This window comes from Bacteroides sp. 90-K9/2, assembly GCF_047310725.1.
Classification (GTDB): Bacteria; Bacteroidota; Bacteroidia; order Bacteroidales; family Bacteroidaceae; genus Bacteroides; species Bacteroides vicugnae.
The window spans coordinates 102,621-125,524 of sequence record NZ_JBCGVL010000001.1 but is presented as its reverse complement, the minus strand read 5'-3'; the positions used below and the strand labels follow the sequence as shown (position 1 = coordinate 125,524).

The 22,904-nt window shown below is 42.7% G+C and carries 15 protein-coding genes; all 15 read left to right on the top strand.

The window, feature by feature from the left end:
- Nucleotides 1-93 precede the first annotated feature (93 nt).
- The 15 genes from AAHJ11_RS00415 to AAHJ11_RS00345 all read left to right on the top strand — a co-directional run bounded on the left by AAHJ11_RS00415 (nt 94) and on the right by AAHJ11_RS00345 (nt 22,893).
- Nucleotides 94-612 carry an HU family DNA-binding protein gene (locus AAHJ11_RS00415; protein ID WP_413578869.1) on the top strand — a complete coding sequence of 173 codons (519 nt, stop codon included), beginning with the start codon at nt 94-96 and terminating at the stop codon, nt 610-612.
- Between the two features lie 83 nt (nt 613-695).
- Complete coding sequence (locus tag AAHJ11_RS00410; RefSeq protein WP_195650309.1) at nt 696-1,046, top strand: hypothetical protein; 351 nt, start codon at nt 696-698, stop codon at nt 1,044-1,046.
- A 28-nt stretch (nt 1,047-1,074) separates the two neighbouring features.
- Complete coding sequence (locus tag AAHJ11_RS00405) at nt 1,075-2,013, top strand: N-acetylmuramoyl-L-alanine amidase (RefSeq protein ID WP_413578867.1); 939 nt, start codon at nt 1,075-1,077, stop codon at nt 2,011-2,013.
- A 726-nt stretch (nt 2,014-2,739) separates the two neighbouring features.
- Nucleotides 2,740-3,489 (top strand): DUF5131 family protein, encoded by a 750-nt coding sequence (locus tag AAHJ11_RS00400; protein WP_413578866.1) that lies wholly within the window; start codon nt 2,740-2,742, stop codon nt 3,487-3,489.
- 127 nt (nt 3,490-3,616) lie between these two features.
- Entirely contained in the window at nt 3,617-5,713 is a 2,097-nt protein-coding gene (locus tag AAHJ11_RS00395) for a glycoside hydrolase family 127 protein (RefSeq protein ID WP_320978960.1), read from the top strand.
- Nucleotides 5,714-5,741: 28 nt separating this feature from the next.
- A complete protein-coding gene (locus AAHJ11_RS00390) occupies nt 5,742-7,601 on the top strand; it encodes a right-handed parallel beta-helix repeat-containing protein (RefSeq protein ID WP_320978959.1) in 1,860 nt (619 codons plus the stop codon).
- 119 nt (nt 7,602-7,720) lie between these two features.
- The gene (locus AAHJ11_RS00385) at nt 7,721-9,925 is read left to right on the top strand and encodes an alpha-L-rhamnosidase C-terminal domain-containing protein (RefSeq protein WP_320978958.1); all 2,205 of its coding nucleotides are present in this window, start codon (nt 7,721-7,723) and stop codon (nt 9,923-9,925) included.
- Between the two features lie 193 nt (nt 9,926-10,118).
- Nucleotides 10,119-10,739, top strand: a complete 621-nt coding sequence (locus AAHJ11_RS00380; protein WP_195650314.1) for an RNA polymerase sigma factor — start codon at nt 10,119-10,121, stop codon at nt 10,737-10,739.
- 5 nt (nt 10,740-10,744) lie between these two features.
- A complete protein-coding gene (locus AAHJ11_RS00375) occupies nt 10,745-11,737 on the top strand; it encodes a FecR family protein (protein ID WP_320978957.1) in 993 nt (330 codons plus the stop codon).
- A 26-nt stretch (nt 11,738-11,763) separates the two neighbouring features.
- A complete protein-coding gene (locus tag AAHJ11_RS00370; RefSeq protein WP_258980597.1) occupies nt 11,764-12,519 on the top strand; it encodes a creatininase family protein in 756 nt (251 codons plus the stop codon).
- A gap of 356 nt (nt 12,520-12,875) precedes the next feature.
- Nucleotides 12,876-16,124 carry a TonB-dependent receptor gene (locus AAHJ11_RS00365; protein ID WP_320978956.1) on the top strand — a complete coding sequence of 1,083 codons (3,249 nt, stop codon included), beginning with the start codon at nt 12,876-12,878 and terminating at the stop codon, nt 16,122-16,124.
- A 20-nt stretch (nt 16,125-16,144) separates the two neighbouring features.
- Nucleotides 16,145-17,893, top strand: a complete 1,749-nt coding sequence (locus AAHJ11_RS00360) for a RagB/SusD family nutrient uptake outer membrane protein (protein WP_320979206.1) — start codon at nt 16,145-16,147, stop codon at nt 17,891-17,893.
- Between the two features lie 16 nt (nt 17,894-17,909).
- Nucleotides 17,910-19,592: a hypothetical protein gene (locus AAHJ11_RS00355; RefSeq protein ID WP_320978954.1), complete on the top strand. Its 1,683-nt coding sequence runs from the start codon at nt 17,910-17,912 to the stop codon at nt 19,590-19,592.
- 13 nt (nt 19,593-19,605) lie between these two features.
- Nucleotides 19,606-21,318: a hypothetical protein gene (locus tag AAHJ11_RS00350; protein ID WP_320978953.1), complete on the top strand. Its 1,713-nt coding sequence runs from the start codon at nt 19,606-19,608 to the stop codon at nt 21,316-21,318.
- A gap of 12 nt (nt 21,319-21,330) precedes the next feature.
- Nucleotides 21,331-22,893 carry a PQQ-binding-like beta-propeller repeat protein gene (locus AAHJ11_RS00345; protein ID WP_320978952.1) on the top strand — a complete coding sequence of 521 codons (1,563 nt, stop codon included), beginning with the start codon at nt 21,331-21,333 and terminating at the stop codon, nt 22,891-22,893.
- Nucleotides 22,894-22,904: the final 11 nt, after the last annotated feature.

Below are 22,904 nucleotides of genomic sequence, written 5' to 3'. Positions count from 1 at the left end.
TCGTTTCATGTCCGTTGAATATGCCGCATCTTTGCATCGTTAACGTTAGCGAAATAATTATTAAACAGTATTCATTTAAAAAAGAAAAGTATTATGGCAATTAGATTTAAAAGAGTTCAACGTCTGTGTGATCCGACAAACAAAGAGGCAGGAAAGAAAGTGTATCCGGTGATTTCTTATCAGTATGATACGAGCGCTACACTGGATGAGTTTGCGAAAGAAATCTCTTCTACTTCCGGTGTCAGTGAGGGTGAAACGATTAGTGTATTGAAAGATTTTCGTACACTTCTACGTAAGACATTACTTTCGGGCCGTTCAGTGAACATTAAGGGATTGGGTTACTTTTTTCTTGCGGCTCAAAGCAAAGGAACAGAAAAGGCAGAAGACTTTACTGTATCTGACATCAGCGGCCTGCGGGTTTGTTTTCGTGCTAATTCGGATATCCGTCTCTTTACGGGAACTTCGACGCGTTCGGATGGATTGAAGTTTAAGGATTTGGATCATATCAACGACTCAAGTATCATTGATGGTGGGGCAGGTGAAGGAGAGGAAGCACCGAATCCTGACGGTGGTTCGGGAGATAATGGTGAAGCACCTGATCCGGCAGCTTGATAAGCGGGAAATGAAAATTAGCGACTTTGTATGGAATGGGGCTTCGGCCTCATTCTTTCTTTAAACTACATAAATAGATCAATATGCAAATAACTACAATCCTTGCTTTCATTACTGCTATGGGCGGTTTGGAAGCGGTGAAATGGATGGTGAGATATATCACTTGCCGGAAAACGGATGCACGGAAAGAAGAGGCAGACGTGAGTAGTCTGGAAGAAGAAAATCGTCGTAAAAAAGTGGATTGGCTGGAAGATCGCCTGACACAGCGGGACGAGAAAATAGACGGGCTTTACATCGAGCTTCGCAAGGAGCAGGAAGAGAAGATCGACTGGATACATAAATGCCATGAGGTGGAGTTGGCACAGAAAGAGTCGGAGGTGAAAAAGTGTGATATCAGAGGGTGTGTGAAACGCATTCCTCCTTCGGAATATTAATGAGGTTAGTTGATAAAAATAAAATGTTATGAGAAAGATAGATTCTATTATAGTACATTGTTCGGCTACAAAAGCTGGACAGGATTTTACCGCCGCAGATATTGACCGTTGGCACCGGGAACGTGGGTTCAACGGTATCGGTTACCATTATGTTATCCGCCTGGATGGAAAACTGGAGAAAGGAAGGGAGATTGATTTGGCAGGAGCGCATTGCAAAGGTTGGAATGAGCGAAGTGTCGGGATCTGTTATATCGGGGGATTGGATGAGAACGGACATCCGGCAGATACCCGGACAAATGCGCAAAAACGGGTGCTTTATCAAGTAATAATGGATTTGCAACGGGAATATACTATTCTTCAGGTATTGGGACACCGGGATACTTCGCCGGATTTGAATGGAGACGGGGTGATCGAACCTTATGAATATGTGAAAGTGTGTCCTTGTTTTGATATGAGAGAGTTTATGAAGAGTGGGAGGGAGTTGCTGTTTGCTTTATTATTGGGTCTCGTTCTTCCGGGGGTGCTTTCGGGATGCAGGACTAAGAAGGAAGTTATCAGTAGGAGCAGTGAGGTGCAGATGGATTCAAGTTCTTCCGGGCATTCTTCCCATGTGGCTTCGTATGATGTTAATCAGGAAAGGAAGATGCTGGAACGGATGGAGGAGTCTACCGAACAAATATTGGTAGTATTGGGGAAAGATACTGCGACAGGGGATTTCTCTTCCACCTGTTTTATTTCAGGTAGCAGAAAGACGGTGAATAAGGTTTTTGAAAAGAAAGAGAGGATAGATGAGAAAGAAGATACTCAAATATCATCCTTTATCGACACGAATCGTCATAAAGTGGTTGGTGAGGAGGTAGAGAATAGCTTATATTATAGGAAAAATATAAGTTGGATGCTAATAATTAGTATATCGGCATTGATGTTACTTTACTTTATTTATAAAAAGAGGAGAATTCTTTTTTGAGGATTTGCATAGAAATATATAGAATAATACTATCTTTGTAGAGGTATATCGGGCTTAATGGAGTGATTGTTCAATAATATTCATATTCATATCGGGATATACAATGAGAATGAGGGCGAAATTTTTAATTGTGATAATTGATTGTGTAGCCCTAAATGTGTGAATAACGTAAAAGTGGTAGCTTTTGAGTTTGAATTTTGCATATATCGAAACAGGCTATTTAAAATATTTGCTATTAGTCTTGTTTGTAAACAGATATTGTTCTCTTAGACATGAATACAATTTGCCATATTCGTGATTATGCGGACTTTTGCAGAAGGTAACTAACAAACAATATTAGGGATTAATGATTATATATAATAGTCGATTAGCAAAATGGCTTCTCGATAAAAAGAAACATTCTTTTATGATTTTTGGGTGCTACTTTACCCGTTATAAGCAATTAGAATTTTGGGAGGAAATGGAAAACCGGATTCATGTAAGGCAATACACGGAATGCTTTTTGCCTACACTTGTGCCGGCAGTAGGAGTATCGCTGTAAAAGAAAGCTGCCATCGTCAAGATGGGCTGACTAAGATAAAGATCCCTCGTGGATCGGCTGCCTGTGAAGGTCGCTCTATTGTTTGTTTTGTTTGTGTTTTGGTGCACCTTTATTCTGTTGAAGAATAAGGTGCACTCTTTTTATGGTTATATAATAGATTAATATATCTTTGAAGAAAAAAGAAGATGGGTGAAAAAGCTTCAATGTGGAATCTCTGGCACGGCTGTCACAAATTGAGTGAGGGCTGCCGCCATTGTTATGTATATCGGACGGATGGTAAATATGGAAAAGACAGTTCGGTGGTGACAAAGACGGAGAAGTTTGATTTACCTTTGCTTCGAAAAAAGAATGGTACGTATAAGATACCTTCGGGAAATCTGGTATATACTTGTTTTACTTCGGATTTTCTGATAGAAGATGCCGACGAATGGCGTGCCGAAGCATGGGAGATGATGCGGATACGGCAGGACTTGCATTTCCTTTTTATCACCAAACGAATCGATCGATTACAACAGTGTCTGCCTCCGGATTGGGGTGATGGGTATGAGAACGTAACAATCTGCTGCACAATGGAGAATCAGGATAGGATGGATTATCGTCTGCCTATTTATAAAGAAAGTCCTATTAAACATAAAATCATTATCTGCGAGCCGCTTCTTAGCCGGATTGATTTCAGAGGCGAGTTGGGAGATTGGGTGGAACAGGTGGTTGCCGGAGGGGAGTCGGGGAAGGAAGCCCGGATGTGTGACTATGAGTGGGTGCTGGATATCCGGCAGCAATGTATAGATGCGAATGTCGGCTTTTGGTTCAAGCAGACTGGGAGTTATTTACTGAAAGAGGGACATGAATACAAGATTGCCCGACAGTTTCAACATTCGCAGGCGAGGAAGGCAGGATTGAATTATATGCCTGATAAACAAGAAATAAAAGGTTAGTTCAGATATTTTTTACTGAAAGCGAGGGTTGATTGGCAATCTTCGCTTTTTGTTTTATTGAGTACAAAATACGGATAATCACGTCTTTTTATAAAGATATTGTGTAAATTTTAAATTATCCATATTAATGAAACAGATAAAACTGTTACTTCTTTTAGCTTCCGCCTCCGTTACGGGAGCACTTGCGCAAAGCAATGGATTGACGGATATGAGTCAGAGCCGTTTTGCGAAGATGGCGAATACCGGAATCGGTGCAGTACATTGGACGGATGGATTCTGGGGAGATCGCTTTCAGGTATTTAGCCGGACTTCCCTGCAAAGTATGTGGAACACTTGGAATACGCCGGAAATCTCTCACGGTTTCCGTAATTTTGAGATTGCTGCCGGGGTATGCAAAGGAGAGCATTGGGGACCTCCATTTCATGACGGAGATATGTATAAATGGATGGAAGGTGTGGCTTCTGTCTATGCAGTTAATAAAGATCCGGAGCTGGACAAATTAATGGATAACTTTATTACTTGTGTCGTAAAAGCCCAGCGTGCAGACGGTTATATACATACGCCTGTTGTTATTGAAGAACTGAATAAAGGGATTGACTCTCATGCATTGGGAGATCAGCATAAACAAACGGTCATTGGAACGAAAGTAGGTGACGAGAATGAAAAAGGAGCTTTTGCCAATCGGCTGAACTTTGAGACTTATAATCTGGGACACTTGATGATGGCGGGTATTGTGCATCGTCGTGCCACTGGAAAGACTACTCTTTTCGATGCTGCTGTGAAAGCGACGGATTTCCTCTGTCATTTTTATGAAACGGCTTCTGCCGAACTGGCTCGCAATGCTATTTGTCCCTCTCATTATATGGGGGTAGTTGAAATGTACCGGGCTACCGGAAATCCCCGTTATCTGGAACTTTCAAAGAATCTGATTGATATCCGTGGTATGGTGGAGAACGGTACAGACGATAATCAGGACCGTATTCCTTTCCGCGATCAATATCGTGCGATGGGACATGCCGTACGCGCCAACTATCTGTATGCCGGAGTAGCGGATGTATATGCAGAAACCGGTGAGCAGCAATTAATGAAGAATCTGACTAGTATCTGGAATGATATCGTGACCCGGAAAATGTATGTGACCGGTGCTTGCGGTGCTCTTTATGATGGTACATCGCCTGATGGTACGTGTTATGAGCCGGATAGTATTCAGAAAGTGCATCAGAGTTATGGACGTCCCTATCAGTTGCCGAATAGCACTGCTCACAATGAAACGTGTGCCAATATCGGTAATATGCTGTTCAACTGGCGGATGCTGGAGGTGACAGGAGATGCGAAATATGCCGATCTTGTGGAGACTTGTCTTTATAATAGTGTATTGAGCGGTATTAGTCTGGATGGAAAGAAGTATTTCTACACGAATCCGCTTCGTATCAGTGCCGATCTTCCTTACACGCTTCGTTGGCCGAAGGAACGGACGGAATATATCAGTTGTTTCTGCTGTCCTCCGAACACATTGCGTACACTGTGCCAGGCACAAAACTATGCATATACATTGAGTCCGGAAGGGATTTATTGTAATCTGTATGGAGCAAATACATTGACAACGACTTGGAAAGAGAAGGGAGAAGTAGCTCTGACGCAGGAGACGGATTATCCCTGGGATGGAAATGTACGTGTAACGTTGAATAAAGTTCCTCGTAAGGCGGGTAGTTTCTCGCTTTTCTTACGTATCCCTGAATGGTGCGAAAAGGCTACGCTTACGGTGAATGGGCAGCCGCTGCAAATCAATGCGAGGGCAAATTCGTATGCGGAAGTAAATCGTGCATGGAAGAAGGGAGATGTAGTGGAACTGGCAATGGATATGCCTGTGCGCTTGCTTGAAGCTCATCCGTTGGCAGAGGAGATTCGTAATCAGGTGGTCGTGAAGCGCGGACCGTTGGTTTATTGTCTGGAAAATATGGACATAGCGAATGGAGAGAAGATTGATAATGTATTGATCCCTGCTGATATAAAATTGACTCCGAAGAAGATTACGATTGAAGGCAGTCCGGTTGTAGCGCTCGAAGGTAAAGCGCGTCTGGCATCTGCAACTTCTTGGGAAGGAGTACTTTATCGTCCGGTAGTTCAGGCTGAAAAGACGGTGGATATTCGTTTGATTCCTTATTATGCATGGGGAAATAGAGGAAAAGGAGAAATGACCGTATGGATGCCTCTTGCCAGATAAATCAGGATACAGAAATGAAGAAATGAGGATGAGAAAGTTATTTTTAACGGCTATATGTATTTTGTGCAGTCATTGGTTATGGTCCGGTGAGATATGGGTTTCTTCCAAAGGTAATGACTTGAATGATGGAACCCGCCAGTCTCCCAAAGCAACGCTGACTGCTGCTTTACGGCAGGCGCGTGAGTGGCGGAGGACGGAAGATGACCGTGTGCAGGGAGGAATCACTGTTTATATGGAGGGTGGAATGTATGCTCTGTATGAGCCGGTTTTTATCCGTCCGGAAGATAGTGGGACAAAGGAATCACCAACGGTGATCCGTTCGGCAGTCGATGAAAAGGTGGTATTGAGTGGAGGAATCCGTATTAAGAATTGGAAGAGACAAGGAAAGCTCTGGGTGGCAGATGTGCCGGCATTTAATGGGCGTCCATTGGATTTCCGTCAGTTGTGGGTGAATGGAGAAAAGGCTGTCCGTGCCCGTGATGTAGAGAATTTCGAAAAGATGAACCGTATTTGCAGCGTGGATGAAAAGAATGAAATTCTTTATGTTCCTGCGGTTGCGGTGCGCAGACTTATGGATCATAAGGGAAAAATGAAGGCTGAATATGCCGAGATGGTAATCCATCAGATGTGGTGTGTGGCCAATCTTCGGATTCGGTCTATTGAGGTGCAGGGAGATAGTGCGGCAGTACGTTTCCATCAGCCGGAAAGCCGGATTCAGTTTGAACATCCTTGGCCGCGTCCAATGGTGACGACGGACGGACATAATTCTGCTTTCTATCTGACGAATGCCCGTGAGCTATTGGATGTACCGGGTGAATGGTATCACGATATAGATGCCCGCAAAGTGTATTATTATCCACGAGAAGGAGAGAAGATGCAGGAGGCGGAAGTGATGGTACCCGCCGTTGAGACGTTAGTGCAGGTAGAAGGTACTTTGGATCGTCCTGTGTGTCATATTCGTTTTGAGAAAATTACTTTTTCTTATACTACGTGGATGCGTCCGTCAGAGAAAGGACATGTGCCTCTTCAGGCAGGTATGTATCTGACGGATGGGTACCGGATTGATCCGAAGATACAACGGGATTATCAGAATCATCCGTTGGATAATCAAGGATGGTTGGGTCGTCCTGCGGCTGCTGTCCGGATAGCTGCTGCCAGGCAGATTGATTTTGAGCGTTGCCGATTTGAACATTTGGGTTCTACCGGACTGGATTATGAGGAAGCGGTGCAGGGCGGTATTGTTCGTGGTTGTTTCTTTCGCGATATTGCAGGAAATGGTTTGCTGGCCGGTAGCTTTTCTCCGGCTGCTCACGAAACGCATTTGCCTTATGATCCTGCTGACCGCCGGGAAGTATGCACACACCAGCAAATCAATAATTGCTATTTCACGGAAGTTGGGATTGAGGACTGGGGATGTCTCGCCATTGCTGCGGGGTATGTGAGTGATATTAATATCGAGCATAATGAAATCAGTGAAGTTCCTTATAGTGGCATCAGTCTTGGTTGGGGATGGACACAAACTGTGAATTGTATGCGTAATAACAGAGTTCATGCAAATCTGATTCATCATTATGCGAAACACATGTATGATGTAGCGGGTGTTTACACGCTCGGTTCACAGCCCAAAAGCTATGTAACGGAGAATTGTGTGCATAGTATCTATAAACCGGGTTACGTGCACGATCCTAATCATTGGTTCTATCTTTATACGGATGAGGGTTCTTCTTTCATCACTGTTCGTGACAATTGGACGGAGGGAGAGAAGTATCTGCAAAATGCCAATGGTCCCGGAAATGTATGGGAGAATAATGGTCCGAAAGTGGATGATGCTATTCGTGAACGTGCAGGATTGGAAGCAGAATACAAGGATTTGCTGAATATTCGATAGTGATTGGTAAATCATTTAACTGCAATATGCGGTTCGTTCCACAGATGTGGAACTAAACATCAACATGCTGTAGAACGAATTGTTTCTTATAACACAGTCAGTTAATAATAGTAAGAATAATGAAAAAGGAATATATGATATTGCTTAGTGCCTTGTCTTTGGCAAGCAGCACATTTGCCCAGACCTGGATCTGGTATCCGGGAGATTATGAAATCTGGCTGGGAAATCAAATGAACAACCGTCGTACGGAACGGGGGGCATTTTTCCCTCCTTTCTGGAAAACGGACAGTCATTATGTAGTCGTAGAGTTCAGCAAGCAACTGAATCTTTCCGAGCCGGAAGAGATCTTTATTGCTGCGGAAGGAAAGTATAATGTCAAACTGGATGGAAAGCTTCAATTCGGTATGCCGGAGACGATGACTCTTCCTGCCGGTAAGCATAACCTGAACATCAAAGTTTGGAATCAGGCTACTCCTCCCACCATTTATGTGAAAGGGAAGACGGTGAATTCTGATTCCTCCTGGCGAGTGACTTACGAAGATAAAGAATGGATTGATGAGAGCGGAAAAGCCAGTGACACATCTGCTACGATCTATATGGATGCCGGATGCTGGAACTTTGACGGGGCTACCCAACTTCCTTCCCAATTCAGTCTGATGCGTGAACCGCAGCAACCTGTTGCGAAGACAGAACAGGCTGAAGGAGGTATTCTTTATGATTTTGGAAAAGAGACATTCGGATTCATCACATTGAAGAATCTTTCCGGAAAAGGAAAAATAGAGATTTATTATGGTGAAAGTCCGGAAGAAGCAAAGGATAAAGCATATTGTGAAACTTTGGACAAACTGTTGTTAGAGCCGGGACAAGTGACTGACCTCGCCATCCGCAGCACTTCTCCTTTAAATAATTCTGATAACGAATATACGTTGGAGAACAGTAAAGCTTTTCGATATGTCTACGTTACCCACGAACCGGGTGTACAAATAGGAGAAGTATCCATGCAATATGAATATCTTCCTGAAGAGTATCGTGGAAGTTTCCGTTGCAATGATGAAGAATTGAACCGTATCTGGGAAGTGGGGGCTTATACTATGCATCTCACTACGCGCGAGTTCTTTATTGACGGTATCAAACGTGACCGCTGGGTATGGAGTGGTGATGCTATCCAAAGTTATCTGATGAATTATTATCTTTTCTTCGATATTGAATCCGTGAAACGTACAATCTGGCTGCTTCGTGGCAAAGATCCTGTGACCAGCCACAGCAATACGATCATGGACTATACTTTCTATTGGTTCCTTAGCGTATATGATTATTATATGTATAGTGGCGACCGCCACTTTGTCAACCAACTGTATCTACGTATGCAAACGATGATGGATTATGTATTGGGACGTACAAATAAAAATGGTATGGTGGAAGGTATGACCGGTGATTGGGTATTTGTGGACTGGGCGGACGGCTATCTGGATAAAAAAGGAGAACTTTCTTTTGAGCAAGTTTTATTTTGCAGAAGTCTGGAAACAATGGCTTTGTGTGCTGATTTAGTCGGGGATGAGATTGGGAAGCAGAAGTATGAGAAGCTGGCTGCTGCTCTGAAAGCAAAGTTAGAACCTACTTTCTGGAACAATCAAAAACAGGCATTTGTGCATAATCGTGTGAATGGTCAGCAAAGTGATGCTGTGACGCGTTATGCCAATATGTTTTCTGTATTCTTCCAGTATCTGAACGCAGATAAGCAGCAAGCCATCAAGAACTCTGTTCTTCTGAATGACAGCATTCTGAAAATCACAACGCCTTATATGCGTTTTTATGAATTGGAAGCTCTTTGTGCTCTGGGTGAACAGGAGGCTGTCATGAAGGAAATGAAAGCTTATTGGGGCGGTATGTTGAAGGAGGGTGCTACCTCTTTCTGGGAAAAATACAACCCTGAAGAAACTGGAACGCAACATCTTGCCATGTACGGCCGTCCTTATGGCAAGAGTCTGTGTCATGCCTGGGGAGCAAGTCCTATCTATCTGCTCGGCAAATATTATTTGGGTGTGAAACCAGTGAAAGAAGGATATAAGGAGTTTACTATCGCTCCTGTATTGGGAGGACTGAAATGGATGGAGGGTACTGTACCCACTCCGAATGGCGATATCCATATCTATATGAATGGCAAAATGATGAAAGTGAAAGCAACAGAAGGGAAAGGCTATCTGACAATCAATAGTCGTCGTCCGCCCAAAGCAAATATCGGAACACCGGAGAAAGTATCGGAAGGAGTGTGGCGTCTCTGGATTGATTCACCCGAAGAAAGAATTGTTACCTATCATTTATAATTCATTGTTAATTAGTTAGTGGAGTAGTCCTTGATTAACGGATCCTCTTTTATAGTGGAGATTGTTAATCAGGGACTTTTTTCGTAAATACATTTAGGTTTTCTAAGTTATTTGCTACATTTGCTCTTTATAAAGATAGCAGCAAGTAATACACTTTTTGTTCTTTTGGAAACAAATAAACAAAATCCGAAGAATGCAAAACAAGATTGTTCCATATACTAATACAGATGATGAAAAACTCTTTGCCTTGATCGAACAAGGCGATAAAAGAGCTTTCACCCAAGCTTATGAAAGATACCATAAACTATTGTATGTATTGGCTTACCGTTATTTAATGAGTTCCGATATGGCAGAAGATGCAGTACAGCATGTCTTCACCCGTTTGTGGGAATTCCGTTCAGAACTGCGTGTTGGAATCAGCCTGAAGAATTACCTATTCACTATGACAAAAAATTATGTCTTAAACTTGATTCGTAATGAAAACAGTGCGATTGCAAAGAACTATGAGATGGCACAAGCTGCTTCACCTTACGAAGATAATCTGATAGAGAATTTAGAGAAGAAAGAATTGATGTCCAGCTTTTATAAGGCAGTAGATATGCTTCCTGCACAGAAACGGGAAATCTGTTTAATGAAAGTTCAGGAGGAACTGACGAATCAGGAGATAGCGGAACGGATGAACTTATCCATAAATACCATCAAAACGCATTATTCGGAAGCCTTGAAACTTCTCCGTATTCATTTAAGTAAGATGTTAATAATTGTTGTATTTACCACTCTGATGACTGTTTTGAGTGTCCATTTAATAAAGTGATAAAGATGAATAGACCTACAGATAAACAAATAGAAGAAGTACTGGCAGGAATTGCTACCCCGGAAGATGCAAAGTTAGTAGCCGAATGGTTTACCACCGAAGAAGGCAGTGACTATCTGGAAGCTGCAATGACACGGGATTCGGAATTGATAAAAAATGAAGTAGCAGATTTGTATGTGAATCATGATATTCCTTCCAGGCAGATGTTAGAACAAATACGAAAGAATATTCGGGTGAAAAAACTGAAACGCATTTGCTTCAGAGTGGCGGCAGTGTTGATACCCGTACTATTTATTATCGGATTCTATATACAACTGAACTCTAAAGTTGACCTGTTCGGAACTTCTGAATATGAAGAAGTCGTTGTAGGCAAAGGAGAACGGATACAAATCATGTTCCAGGATGGAACAAGGGTGTATATCAATTCTGATTCGAAGCTGAAATATCCAAAGAAATTTGCTTTGAACACCCGCGAAGTTTTTCTTGAAGGAGAAGCCTATTTTGTGGTAGCCAAGAATGAAAAACGTCCTTTCATTGTCAATCTGAATGGTCCTGCGATTCAGGTAGTGGGAACCTCTTTCAACGTACAGGATTATCCGGAAAACAAAGACATTGTGGTATGCCTGGATGAAGGAAACATAAATCTGGCTCTTCCTACTGAAAAGAAATATCCGGTGCGTCCCGGCGAAAGATTGATCTATAATAAGGAGAGCAATGAATGCACTATTTCCAGAATGGATGATATGCGCCGTTTGTCAATGTGGAAACAGAATGTGATCGTATTTAAAGACACCCCGCTGCCGGAAGTAATCAAAGTGTTGAACCGCTGGTATGACGTGGATTTTAAGATAGAAGATGAACGTGCCTTGACCTATGTGTATACTTTGACATCCGACAATACTTTACTGGAAAAAGTACTGATGGATCTGGAAAAGATTGCTCCGGTGAAATTCGATTATAATGAAGATAAAAAAGAAGTCATAGTGAAAATGAAATAGTATAAGCACTCAAATAAAAAGATAATATGAATAAAGAAGTTGATTTGTCCGTATCTTGTTATGGAAAAGTAAAAGACAGGAGATATGACATCGTGGCATTGCCTTGGGGAGCTACTGAACCTCATAACTTGCATCTGCCCTACATGACGGATTGTATTCTTTCTCACGATGTAGCAGTAGATGCTGCCTTGATAGCTCAAAATAAGTATAATGTAAATTGTATGGTGATGCCACCTGTGGGTATGGGTTCTCAAAATCCGGGACAACGGGAACTGCCATTCTGCATCCATACCCGTTATGAAACTCAGAAAGCCATACTGACCGATATTGTATCTTCCCTCTACGCCCAAGGTATCCGGAAATTAGTGATTATCAACGGCCACGGCGGAAATACATTCAAGAGTATGATTCGTGACCTGTCCGTAGACTATCCCGATTTCCTGATAGCATCGAGCGAATGGTATACCGTATTGAAAGCCAAAGATTATTTTGAAAATCCGGGCGACCATGCGGACGAACTCGAAACTTCGGTAATGATGTATTATCATCCCGAACTGGTCAATTTGGAAGAAGCCGGACCAGGTGAATATAAAACATTTGCCGTGGAGTCTTTGAACGAAAAAGTTGCATGGATTCCCAGAAACTGGAAAAAGATATCTGAAGATACTGGTGTAGGCGACCCGAGAGGAGCTTCTGCCGAGAGAGGAAAGATATTCGCTGAAGCGGTTGCAGAAAAGTATGCAAAGCTTTTTGACGAGTTGGTACATAAGGAAATTTATTAGATTTCCGAGAAAAAACATAGTGACGCTATCCTGTTGTCATAGTGTCGGTATTGCCGACTGATAGCGTCACTATATCATCGGGATAGTGACATCATCCCAAGTGATAATAATTAATAATTATAAAAAGTCCTTCCGAATGAAAACCGGAAGGACTTTTTTGTTTCTATTTCTTTTTTTCTTATCCATAAATAATGAATAGTATCTCATTGTAAATAAGGGAACTAGCTGGATTAACTTTTTGATAAACAAAAAAACTTCGAAAAAAAACGTATATTGCCTCACCCGCTTCTTAATCTCGTGTGTCCACTAAATACAAAGAGATTAAGAATCAATTTATAACTTTAAACAAACTAAGTATGAAGAACAGAGTATTGCTTGTATTGTTATTGAGCTTTGCTGTAAGCCTTGCGGCATCAGCTCAAAAAATAACAATGAATCTTCAGCAAGTCAAGTTGGAGAAAGTATTTTCGCTCATTACCAAACAAACAGGACTTACGGTGGCTTACAGTCGTACGATTGTCAACCCCGAACGAATTGTCTCCGTCCAGGCAAAAGACAAAGACCTTTCTAAAGTCTTAGATGAGTTATTTGCGGGTACAAATGTGGCTTATGAAATTGGGGAAAAGAAGATATACCTGAAAGCAAAAGAAGCTTCCATTGCATCAGTGGGAAATCAGAAAAATAAGAAGATAACAGGAACAGTGACAGACGCCAAAGGAGAACCGGTGATTGGTGCCAGTGTTTTGATAAAAGGAATGGGGACAGGTACTGTGACAGATGTGGACGGTAACTTTACACTGGATGCCCCGGCAGATGCACTTTTAGCTGTTAGTTATATTGGTTATAAAACACAGGAAGTAAGGGTAGGAAGTAAGAATTCATATTCTATTCAGTTGCAAGACGATACGGAAGTGCTGGATGAAGTGGTGGTAGTTGGTTACGGTGTGCAGAAGAAATCGAGCCTGACAGGCGCTGTCGCTTCCATCTCTTCTCAAGATATTAGCAAACAAGTATCTTCCAATGTTGCTTCGACCTTGCAAGGACGTACTCCGGGCGTGGACATCGTACAGCAGGCAGGTGTGGCAGGAGCAGATGTAAATATAGTGATTCGTGGTGCTGCTTCTTTTGGTGCTACCGAACCGTTGTATGTGATTGACGGTGCATTCAGTAATGCCGGATTAAGCTCATTAAATCCCAATGACATTGAATCCATCGAAGTTCTGAAAGATGGTGCGGCAGCTGCCATCTACGGCTCACGTGCAGCCAATGGTGTAGTTTTGATTACTACAAAGAAAGGAAAATCCGGTAAACCCGTTATTCAGATAGACGGCTCGTTTGCATTCCAAACGCCTACCAACATCCCGGATTTTCTGAATGCAGCAGAATGGAGAAATTTTGCGAATATGGTAGCGGATAATAGCGGTTTGCCCCATGCACCGGAAAATGACAATCCGACGAATCCGAACTTGAATACTGACTGGTCAAAAGAATGGATTCAATTTGCTCCGGTATGGAACTTGAATGCCAGTATTGCAGGCGGTGGTGATAATTCAACTTTCAGCACAAGCTTGGGATATCTTGACCAAACAGGTATGACAATCTATTCGGATTACAAACGTTATAACTTCCGCTTGAATACCTCTTATAAAAAAGGTCGGTTCTCATTTACCGAGACTCTCGGATTAACCCATAAGGACAAGACTCCTACAACGGCTTTCAACATCGCATTGCCGACGCTACCTATTTACGACGAGCTGGGACGATTTACTTCCGGTGGCCCCGATTATTACATCAATCCTGAAGATGGCAAGGCGCAGAATAAAATAGCTCCATTGCATTATACGGATCAATTTAATAAAGTAACGGATTTGATCGGTTCTTTGAATGCCCAACTGGATATTTGGGGAGGATTAAAATATAAATTATCATTAAGTGGAAATTATAGTAATAAGCATAATTACACGCATACTCCTGAATACTACACCAAATGGAATTCAGATGGAACTCCTGATAAAGATTATGGAAACACACGCAATAGCGTATCCGAAACAAGAGGTGAAGAATTCACTTACACGATTGACAACTTACTGACTTTCAATAAAACATTCGCTCTTCATTCCATAGACGCTTTACTGGGTACAAGCTGGATGAGAGAATATTATCGCTACATGACTAACTCCACGATTAACGATTTGGGAGGAACGGATATTACCGGATTCCAGAATGAGGATGGTAAAATTTCGGCAGGTGACAGTAATGCGGCATTGCTTTCTTTCTTCGCCCGTGTGAACTATGACTATGACAATAAGTATCTGTTGTCTCTAAGCGTTCGTCGCGATGAGTCTTCTAAGTTCCACAAAGATAATAGAGTAGGTTACTTCCCCTCTGTTTCTGCCGGATGGAATGTGCATCAGGAAAAGTGGTTCCAAAATCCCGTAATGAGTAAATTAAAGATTAGAGCCAGTTATGGTGAATTGGGAGCTAATTTTCTCAACCCTTATAATTTCGATGCCATAGCTTATGGACCTATTCCTTACACTGTGGGTGGAGAACGCTATGTGACAGGACGCGCTGCCTATCTGAAATCGAAAGATCTGAAATGGGAAACTGCAAAGACTACGGATATTGGTATCGAACTGGGTTTCTTCAATAATGACCTGACTTTATCTCTGGACTACTTCGTGAAGAAAAATGTGGATTTGCTGGCACAAATCGACTTGAACCTGTCTTCCGGACAAATCTTTGAAATTAACAGTTCCCGTGAGAAACCGTATGTAAACACAGCTTCCGTAAAGAATACAGGTTGGGAGTTTATGATGAATTACAGGAAACAGTTGACGAAAGACTTTCATATAGAGGCAACATTCAACATCGCAACGTTGAAAAATAAGGTGTTGTCATTGGGAGAAAACGTACAGCCGATTACTTCCGGCGCAATGTCCAGTTACTTCAGCGATGCACCTTCCATTACCATGCCGGGAGAAGCTATCGGTTCATTTTATGGCTACAAGATAGAAGGCTTTGATGCGGAAGGAAACTTCATCTTTGCGGATACGGACAAGAATGGAGTAGTCAATGCCAATGACAAAGTGATTTTGGGTAGTCCTATCCCGGATTTCACATACGGTCTGAATATCAATATGGAGTACAAAGACTTTGACTTGACCGTTTTTTTCCAGGGAGTACAAGGAAATGATATATTCAATCAGAAAAAGTATACCTATTACTTCGACTACTCTAACAACGTAGTCAAGGATGCCTTGAATGGATGGACAAAGACAAATAAGAATACAGGTATACCTATCATGAAAACTCAAAATACAAGTGGCGGAAATTCATTGCCCAGTGAATTTTATGTGGAAGACGGTTCCTATTTACGCTTGAAGAACCTTCAGTTGGGTTATTCATTACCTAAAAAGTGGTTGGAAGCGATTCGATTCAACAAACTGCGCGTGTATGCAGGCGTACAGAATCTGTTTACGCTTACCAAATATTCAGGTTACGACCCCGAAGTTAGTTCGAACGTATTGTTTTCACGTGGTATTGACATCAGTTCATATCCCAATGCCCGAACATTTACCTTTGGTTTTAACGCATCATTCTGATAACTAAAAATATGATTCATATGAAAAACTATAAGAAAGTATATGCCGCATTAATCTTGGCAGGCGGCTTGATATTACATGGATGTAACGGTATCTTCGATGATCTGGCAATTAATCCGAATCAGCCGAGTATGGGAGCTTATTTCACCAGTCCGTCTGCTGTAAATGACGCAGTGATGACTATGTACGGGTATATGTCTACGCAGCGTTGCCTGGGAGCTTCCGGCTCCAAAACAACGATTATCCGTTCTGATGAAGCATCATCCAACTCGGATTATGGGAAACCGGGTATGTTCGGGGCAGACCTCAATGCCAGTTACTACACTATCGAACAGCCTTATACATTGATGTACACTACTGCATCTCAAGCGTCATATATCATTGAAACAGCTCCGTCTGTTGACTTCAGTGGTAATGAGGAACTACGGAATGCATACATGGGGGAAGCCTATTTTTGGAGAGCATTTGCGCACTATTACTTATTGATTAATTTCCGGAATATATCTCCGATCAGACAGATGCCGCGAAATGGTGATGACTATGTACGTCCGTTGGAGAAACCTGCTGCTGTATGGAATTTTATTCAAGAAGACTTGGCACATGCCAAAGAATTGTTACCCGCAAAAGGATACTGGGACAGCAAAAATGCAGGTCGTGTAACAAAAGCTTCTGCAGCCGCTTTATTGGGAAAAGCCTACCTCTATCGTAGTGGAATCGAATCATATTATGGTGAAGATAAGACTACATTTTACAGTGAAGCCGCCAAAGAATTTGCCGACATTATAGATCGAAAGTATGGAGCTTATGACCTGACCAATAATTATGCGGATAATTTCGATGTCGCCCACGAGAATAACGAAGAATCCATTCTTGAATTCCAGTTCCTGGGCGATGTGGACAATGCGGGATTCAATCCAGGACTTGCTACTTCCGGTCTGGCATTCGATTCACGTGGTTTGATGCTGCCGGGAGCAGGAGTAGGTTATGAAGGAGTAGTGCATAATTGGCTTTACAATGCATTTGTGAATTCCATAGATAAGGACGGTAACACTGATATCCGTATGTTCTCTACAATGATATTCAATGACTTGGATGCGAATATACATTTGAGGAAAGATGCCGGTGGACGTCCGGTACGTCTGGAAGGCCCCGGCGGCTACAAATGGGAAGAACTTTACCCGGCAAAGAACGGAAAAGAAGGGTTTGCCACCGTATCCAATCCATTGGCACATCCATTTAAAGCAGGTATAAAGAAAGGTATTGATTGTTCCATGCCTACACAGACAGAAGCGGATGGTACTCCCAAACTGATAGGGGTAGGTGCGGGTGTCAAAGAATATGTCTATAATCAGCCTCGCGCGCACGGTGTGAACTGGCGGTATATCCGTTATGCAGATGTATTGATGATGTATGCGGAAGCCGTCGTAAGCGGTGGCGCACAAGCGTCGGACATGACTCCCTTGCAGGCAGTGAATAAAGTACGCGGACGTGCCAACCTTAGCGATTTGCCTTCTGTAACCATGACTGATATTGAGAATGAAAGAATCCTTGAATTTGCCTTAGAAGGACATCGCTTCTATGATTTACTCCGTTGGGGCAAACTATCCCGCCGCTTTGCAGAGTTGCAGGAATCCGATCCTAACTTCAAGAAATTCGTATCTGCAGATGATTTCAAAGGATTTGTCACCAACAAACATGAATGGTTGCCGATTCCTATTAATGAAGTGAATTCTAACCCTTATATCACAGAAAATAATCCGGGATATTAAATAAGAAAGAAATAGCATGATAAATATAAAAAATATGGCGGTACTACTCTTCAGTTTGTTAGTACCGGGCCTGGCTATTGCCCAAACAGAAGTACTTTACAATGGTATACACTTGCCTGAACAGTGGCCTCCCCGTTATGGGGAGCCACAAAAGGCACAAGATATGCCAGTGCCTTATCTAAAGCAGAAACCTGAAGTTATCTCTGTAAATGTAGGTAGACAGTTATTTGTTGACTCATTTCTGATTGCAGAAGCCAATCTGGAAAGGATTATCCATACTCCCCGGTTCTACGAAGGAAACCCGGTACTCGGACCAGACAAAGAATGGGAGAAGACAACCGAAGGCGGACTCTATGCAGCTCCCTTCAGTGACGGGATATGGTATGATGAAAAAGACCAGAAGTTCAAAATGTGGTATCTGGCAGGTGCGGGTGTTCTCCATAAAGGAGACAATCAGACATTCTATACAGGATATGCCGAATCTAAAGACGGTAAACACTGGACAAAACCAACACTGGATATTTGGGACCAAACCAATATCGTAGACACCTGTAATCGTGATGCAGCCACTATTTGGTTGGATAAACGGGAAAGAGATCCGTCTAAACGATATAAAATGTTCAATGTAGAACGCCGTCCCACTGACCGTCGGTGGCAGTTTGTCCTGAAATATTCGTCCGATGGAATTCATTGGGGAGAAGGAGTGGCGCAATCCGGTGATTTATACGACCGTTCATCCGTATTCTACAATCCTTTCCGTGATGTCTGGGCATTAAGTATGCGTTATGGAACCAATGTCTCTTCCCGCTCGCGTAGCTATCTGGAAAACAAAGACCCTGAAGAAGCAATAAGTTTTGCACATCGTATCCGAAAAGGAGTACCCGATAAAAATATAGTCTATTGGTTTACTCCAAGTGATAAGGAGCCACGCCACCCGGAGTTTCCGGAAGTAGATCCGGGCATCTATAATTTCGATGCCATCGCTTATGAAAGCGTTATGCTGGGACTGTACAGTGTATGGCAAGGCCCGGAAAATGGAGTTTGTGCCAAACTGGGTATCCAGAAGAAGAACGAAATCTTCCTGGGGTACAGTCGTGACGGTTTCCATTTCTACCGTCCCTCTTTCAAGCCTTTCATGGCAGTGAATGAGACGGATGGAGCGTGGAACTGGGGCAATATGCAGTCTATCAACGGTGTGCCTTTAGTAGTGGGGGATTCACTCTATTTCTATTCCAGTGGACGACAAAAAAACGAGATTATGTGGGACAGCTATACTTCTACGGGACTGGCAACTTTGCGCAGGGATGGTTTTGTCTCCATGCATGGAGACAAAGGCGGATACCTGCTGACCGAGAATCTTAGTTTTGATGGCAAGTACCTCTTTGTCAATGCAGACGTAAAAGGGAGTATGTTCGTCGAAGTCTTGGATGCAGATGGAAATCCATTGGAAGGATTTACCCGGAAAGACTGCGTCCCCGTGAAGAAGACAGATAAAACCAAACAACTGATTACATGGAAGAAACACCAGGATATAGCATCGCTCATCGGGAAACCCATCCGATTGAAGTTCTACTTGGATAACGCTGATATTTACGCATTTTGGATTTCTCCATGGCAAACAGGTGAAAGTCGTGGATATACAAGCGGTGGCGGACCCGGACTGTCTGCCAGTGGTATAGATGTCCCTGCGAATCAATAAAGGATAAAGGACTATGAAATATTTATTTTATACATTACTCTTTTGGCTACCCTGTATGCTGATAGCCTGTGGTGATAGCGATGATACTTCGGGTGGAGGTGACAATCCACCGGTAGTAGTTCCGCCCGACGAAGAGCCGGCCGACCCACGGTTACTATACAATGGAATTCGTTTACCCGAGCAATGGCCTCCGGTACGTTCCTCTTCGTCCGAATTGGAAAAAGGGATGTCTCCTTTTTATCTGTCGGACAAACCTTCTGTCATCCATATTTCGATAGGACGCCAGTTGTTCGTAGATAATTTCCTGATAGAATCCACCAATCTGAAACGTACTTTCTATTATCCTGAATATTATTCGGGCAATCCGATATTGACACCGGATCAGGAATGGGAGAAAACCGGAACAAAAGGTGCCGCCTTTGCCGCTCCATTCAGCGATGGAGTGTGGTATGACGAAAAGGAGGGAAAATACAAGATATGGTATATGGCAGGTGGTGGTTCTTATGCAACCAGCGGAGCAGGAGTGACTTGTTATGCCGAATCGACGGATGGTATTAACTGGACAAAACCGGTTCTTTCGGTCGTGCCCGGAACCAATATTGTTGATTATAACTCCGAACGTGATGCATCTGTTGTTTGGGTAGACAAACAGGAAAGTAATGCTTCGAAAAGATACAAAATGTTTTTAGTGGCGAGGGAAGCCGGAAAATGGAGATATAATTATAAAACTTCTTCAGATGGTAAAGTGTGGCGTGCTGCAACCCAATCGGAACCGATTGCCGACCGTTCCACAGTCTATAAAAATCCGTTCAGAAACGTATGGGTATATAGTATGCGGCACAATGTCCGGGTAGATGCAAACAAATTAGTACGTGCCAGAGATTATAATGAAAATATCGATCCACAGGCTGGTACAAAGAAAGCAGAAGCCCTATTGAGTGCGTTTTGGTTCGGTCCATGGGCCAATGAACAACGTCATCCTGACTATCCAGACATCGCTCCTGCAATATACAATCAGGATGCCATTCCTTATGAAAGTATTATGCTGGGATTCTTCTCCGTTTGGCAAGGTCCGGAAAATGATGTCTGTGCATCTGATAATGTGATTAAGAGAAACCAGATAATGGTAGGGTATAGCCGGGATGGATATAGTTGGTTTCGTGAAGACATGAATCCTTTCCATGCAGTGAACACGACCTCATCGGATGCCTGGAATCAGGGTAATTTACAATCTGTGGCCGGAACTCCGTTGATTGTGGGCGATAAGCTCTATTTCTACTTGAGTGGCCGACGTTTGAGAGGAACACAAGAAATCACCACCACCGGACTGGCTATGCTTCGCCGGGATGGATTTACATCTATGAAAGGAACAGGGGAGTTGCAAACCTCCTTACTGAAATTTGATGGTTCTTACTTCTTTGTGAATGCCAACGTTGCAGGAGAAATGAAAGTTGAACTTTTAGACTCCGATAATAAAGTAATCGAAGGCTTCTCCAAAGACGACTGCAAAGTCTTTAAAGGTGATAATGTAAAAGCTAGGATCGAATGGACCGGCAATACTTCGTTAGCCTCTCTTAAAGACAAACAAATAAAAGTGAGATTCTATATTGACAATGGTGAAATTTTCGCTTTTTGGATTTCTCCTTCCATGAATGGGGAAAGTATGGGCTATACTGCGGGTGGAGGTCCAGGACTGAATATTTCCGGAATAGATAAAAACAATTAAAAAGTAAATGCTATGAATAAAGTAACTTATTTAGTATCATTGATTTGTATTCTTCTGTTTTCTTCATGTGAAGAAGATAAAGTATATTATAACACTGCGGCAAAAGCAGACTTCACCATCGGTGAAGATATGTACGAATTGGGACAGACTGCTGTCTTTAAAGATGCTTCCATTCCCGATGAGGGAAATCAGATTGTGTCTTGGCTATGGGAATTCGGAGATGCGGCAAAGTCTGTTTCAACGGAACAGAATCCTACCTTTATCTATCAGTCGGATGGCACATTTACCATCAAACTGACCGTTACCGACAATAACGGATTACGTGCCAGTGCAAAGAAAGATCTTACTATTCTGGACCCCGCAAAAGCAATTAATGTGATGTGGCAAAAGGGGATGGGTGGCCCGATTGAAAACACCGTTTCACCTGCATTATCTGCAGATGGCAAGACTGTTTACATGATAACCGATCAGACTTCTACCGGAGCTTTTGATGTGAAACTGTTCGCTTATGATACTTCCAATGGGGCTCAAAGATGGGCATTCGATGTGACCGCCAAGATGAACGAACTGAATCCCGGCGGCGGAGCCAGTATGGTATATGCAAGTCCGACCGTAGGACCCAATGGAGATATATACATAACAGTCCGTGACTTGAAACCGGCGGGTGCGGAACATCCCCGCGCATTATTCCTGTTTGCCGTAGGAAGTGATGGTAGTATGAAATGGGCATATAAAGCCGCAGATTCTAACTTATACGCAGTGACTCCGGCTATTGATGCTTCAGGTAATATCTATTTCGGACATAGAGGTAAGAAATTGATTGTCTTGAGCCCGGCAGGTAATGTTATCAAAGAAATAGCTTTGGATATGGAAGTATTGTCCGGTGTATCCTTATCTAAGAATGGAACGATTTATTTCGGTTCTTCCGGTAAAAACGGATATTTCGGTTATGACTTCGCTACGGGTGCTCAACAGTTTGTGTACCAGAAAGATTTGGGCAGTACAGCATTAAAGGGAAACTCCTATACGGTAGGAGCGGACGGAACAATTTATACCGTAGCCGAACTGATTACAGGTGGTGCCATAGTAGCTTTGAATCCTGATGGAACAGAAAAATGGGTATATAAAACTCCGGGAGCTATAATCAACGGTGGCATTGCAATCGGTGCAGACGGAACAATTTATGCCAATGGCGGAAAAACGGTTGCCGGTGAAGTTTCGGCAGGTGTTGTCGCTCTGAATACAGACGGTTCTCTGAAATGGCATTACGCTACGACAGATGATGTAAACAACTGCGTTCCGGTGATTGATAACAGAGGATATATCCACATTATTTCGGATAAAGCCGTTTACTATATTGTGAAGCAGGATGGTAGCTTGCTAGCTTCCGCCGAATTGGGAGTCAAATGTTTCTCCAGCCCGGTGATGGACTCAAAAGGATATTTATATGTGGGAATCGAAGCTGTGGCAGGTGCATCGGATATGGTATGTATCTCGTCAGGAGCAACTTCCTATGCTGACTCTGCATGGCCAATGAAAGGACAGAATCCCCAACGTACCGGTTTACAAAAGTGACAATCCTGATA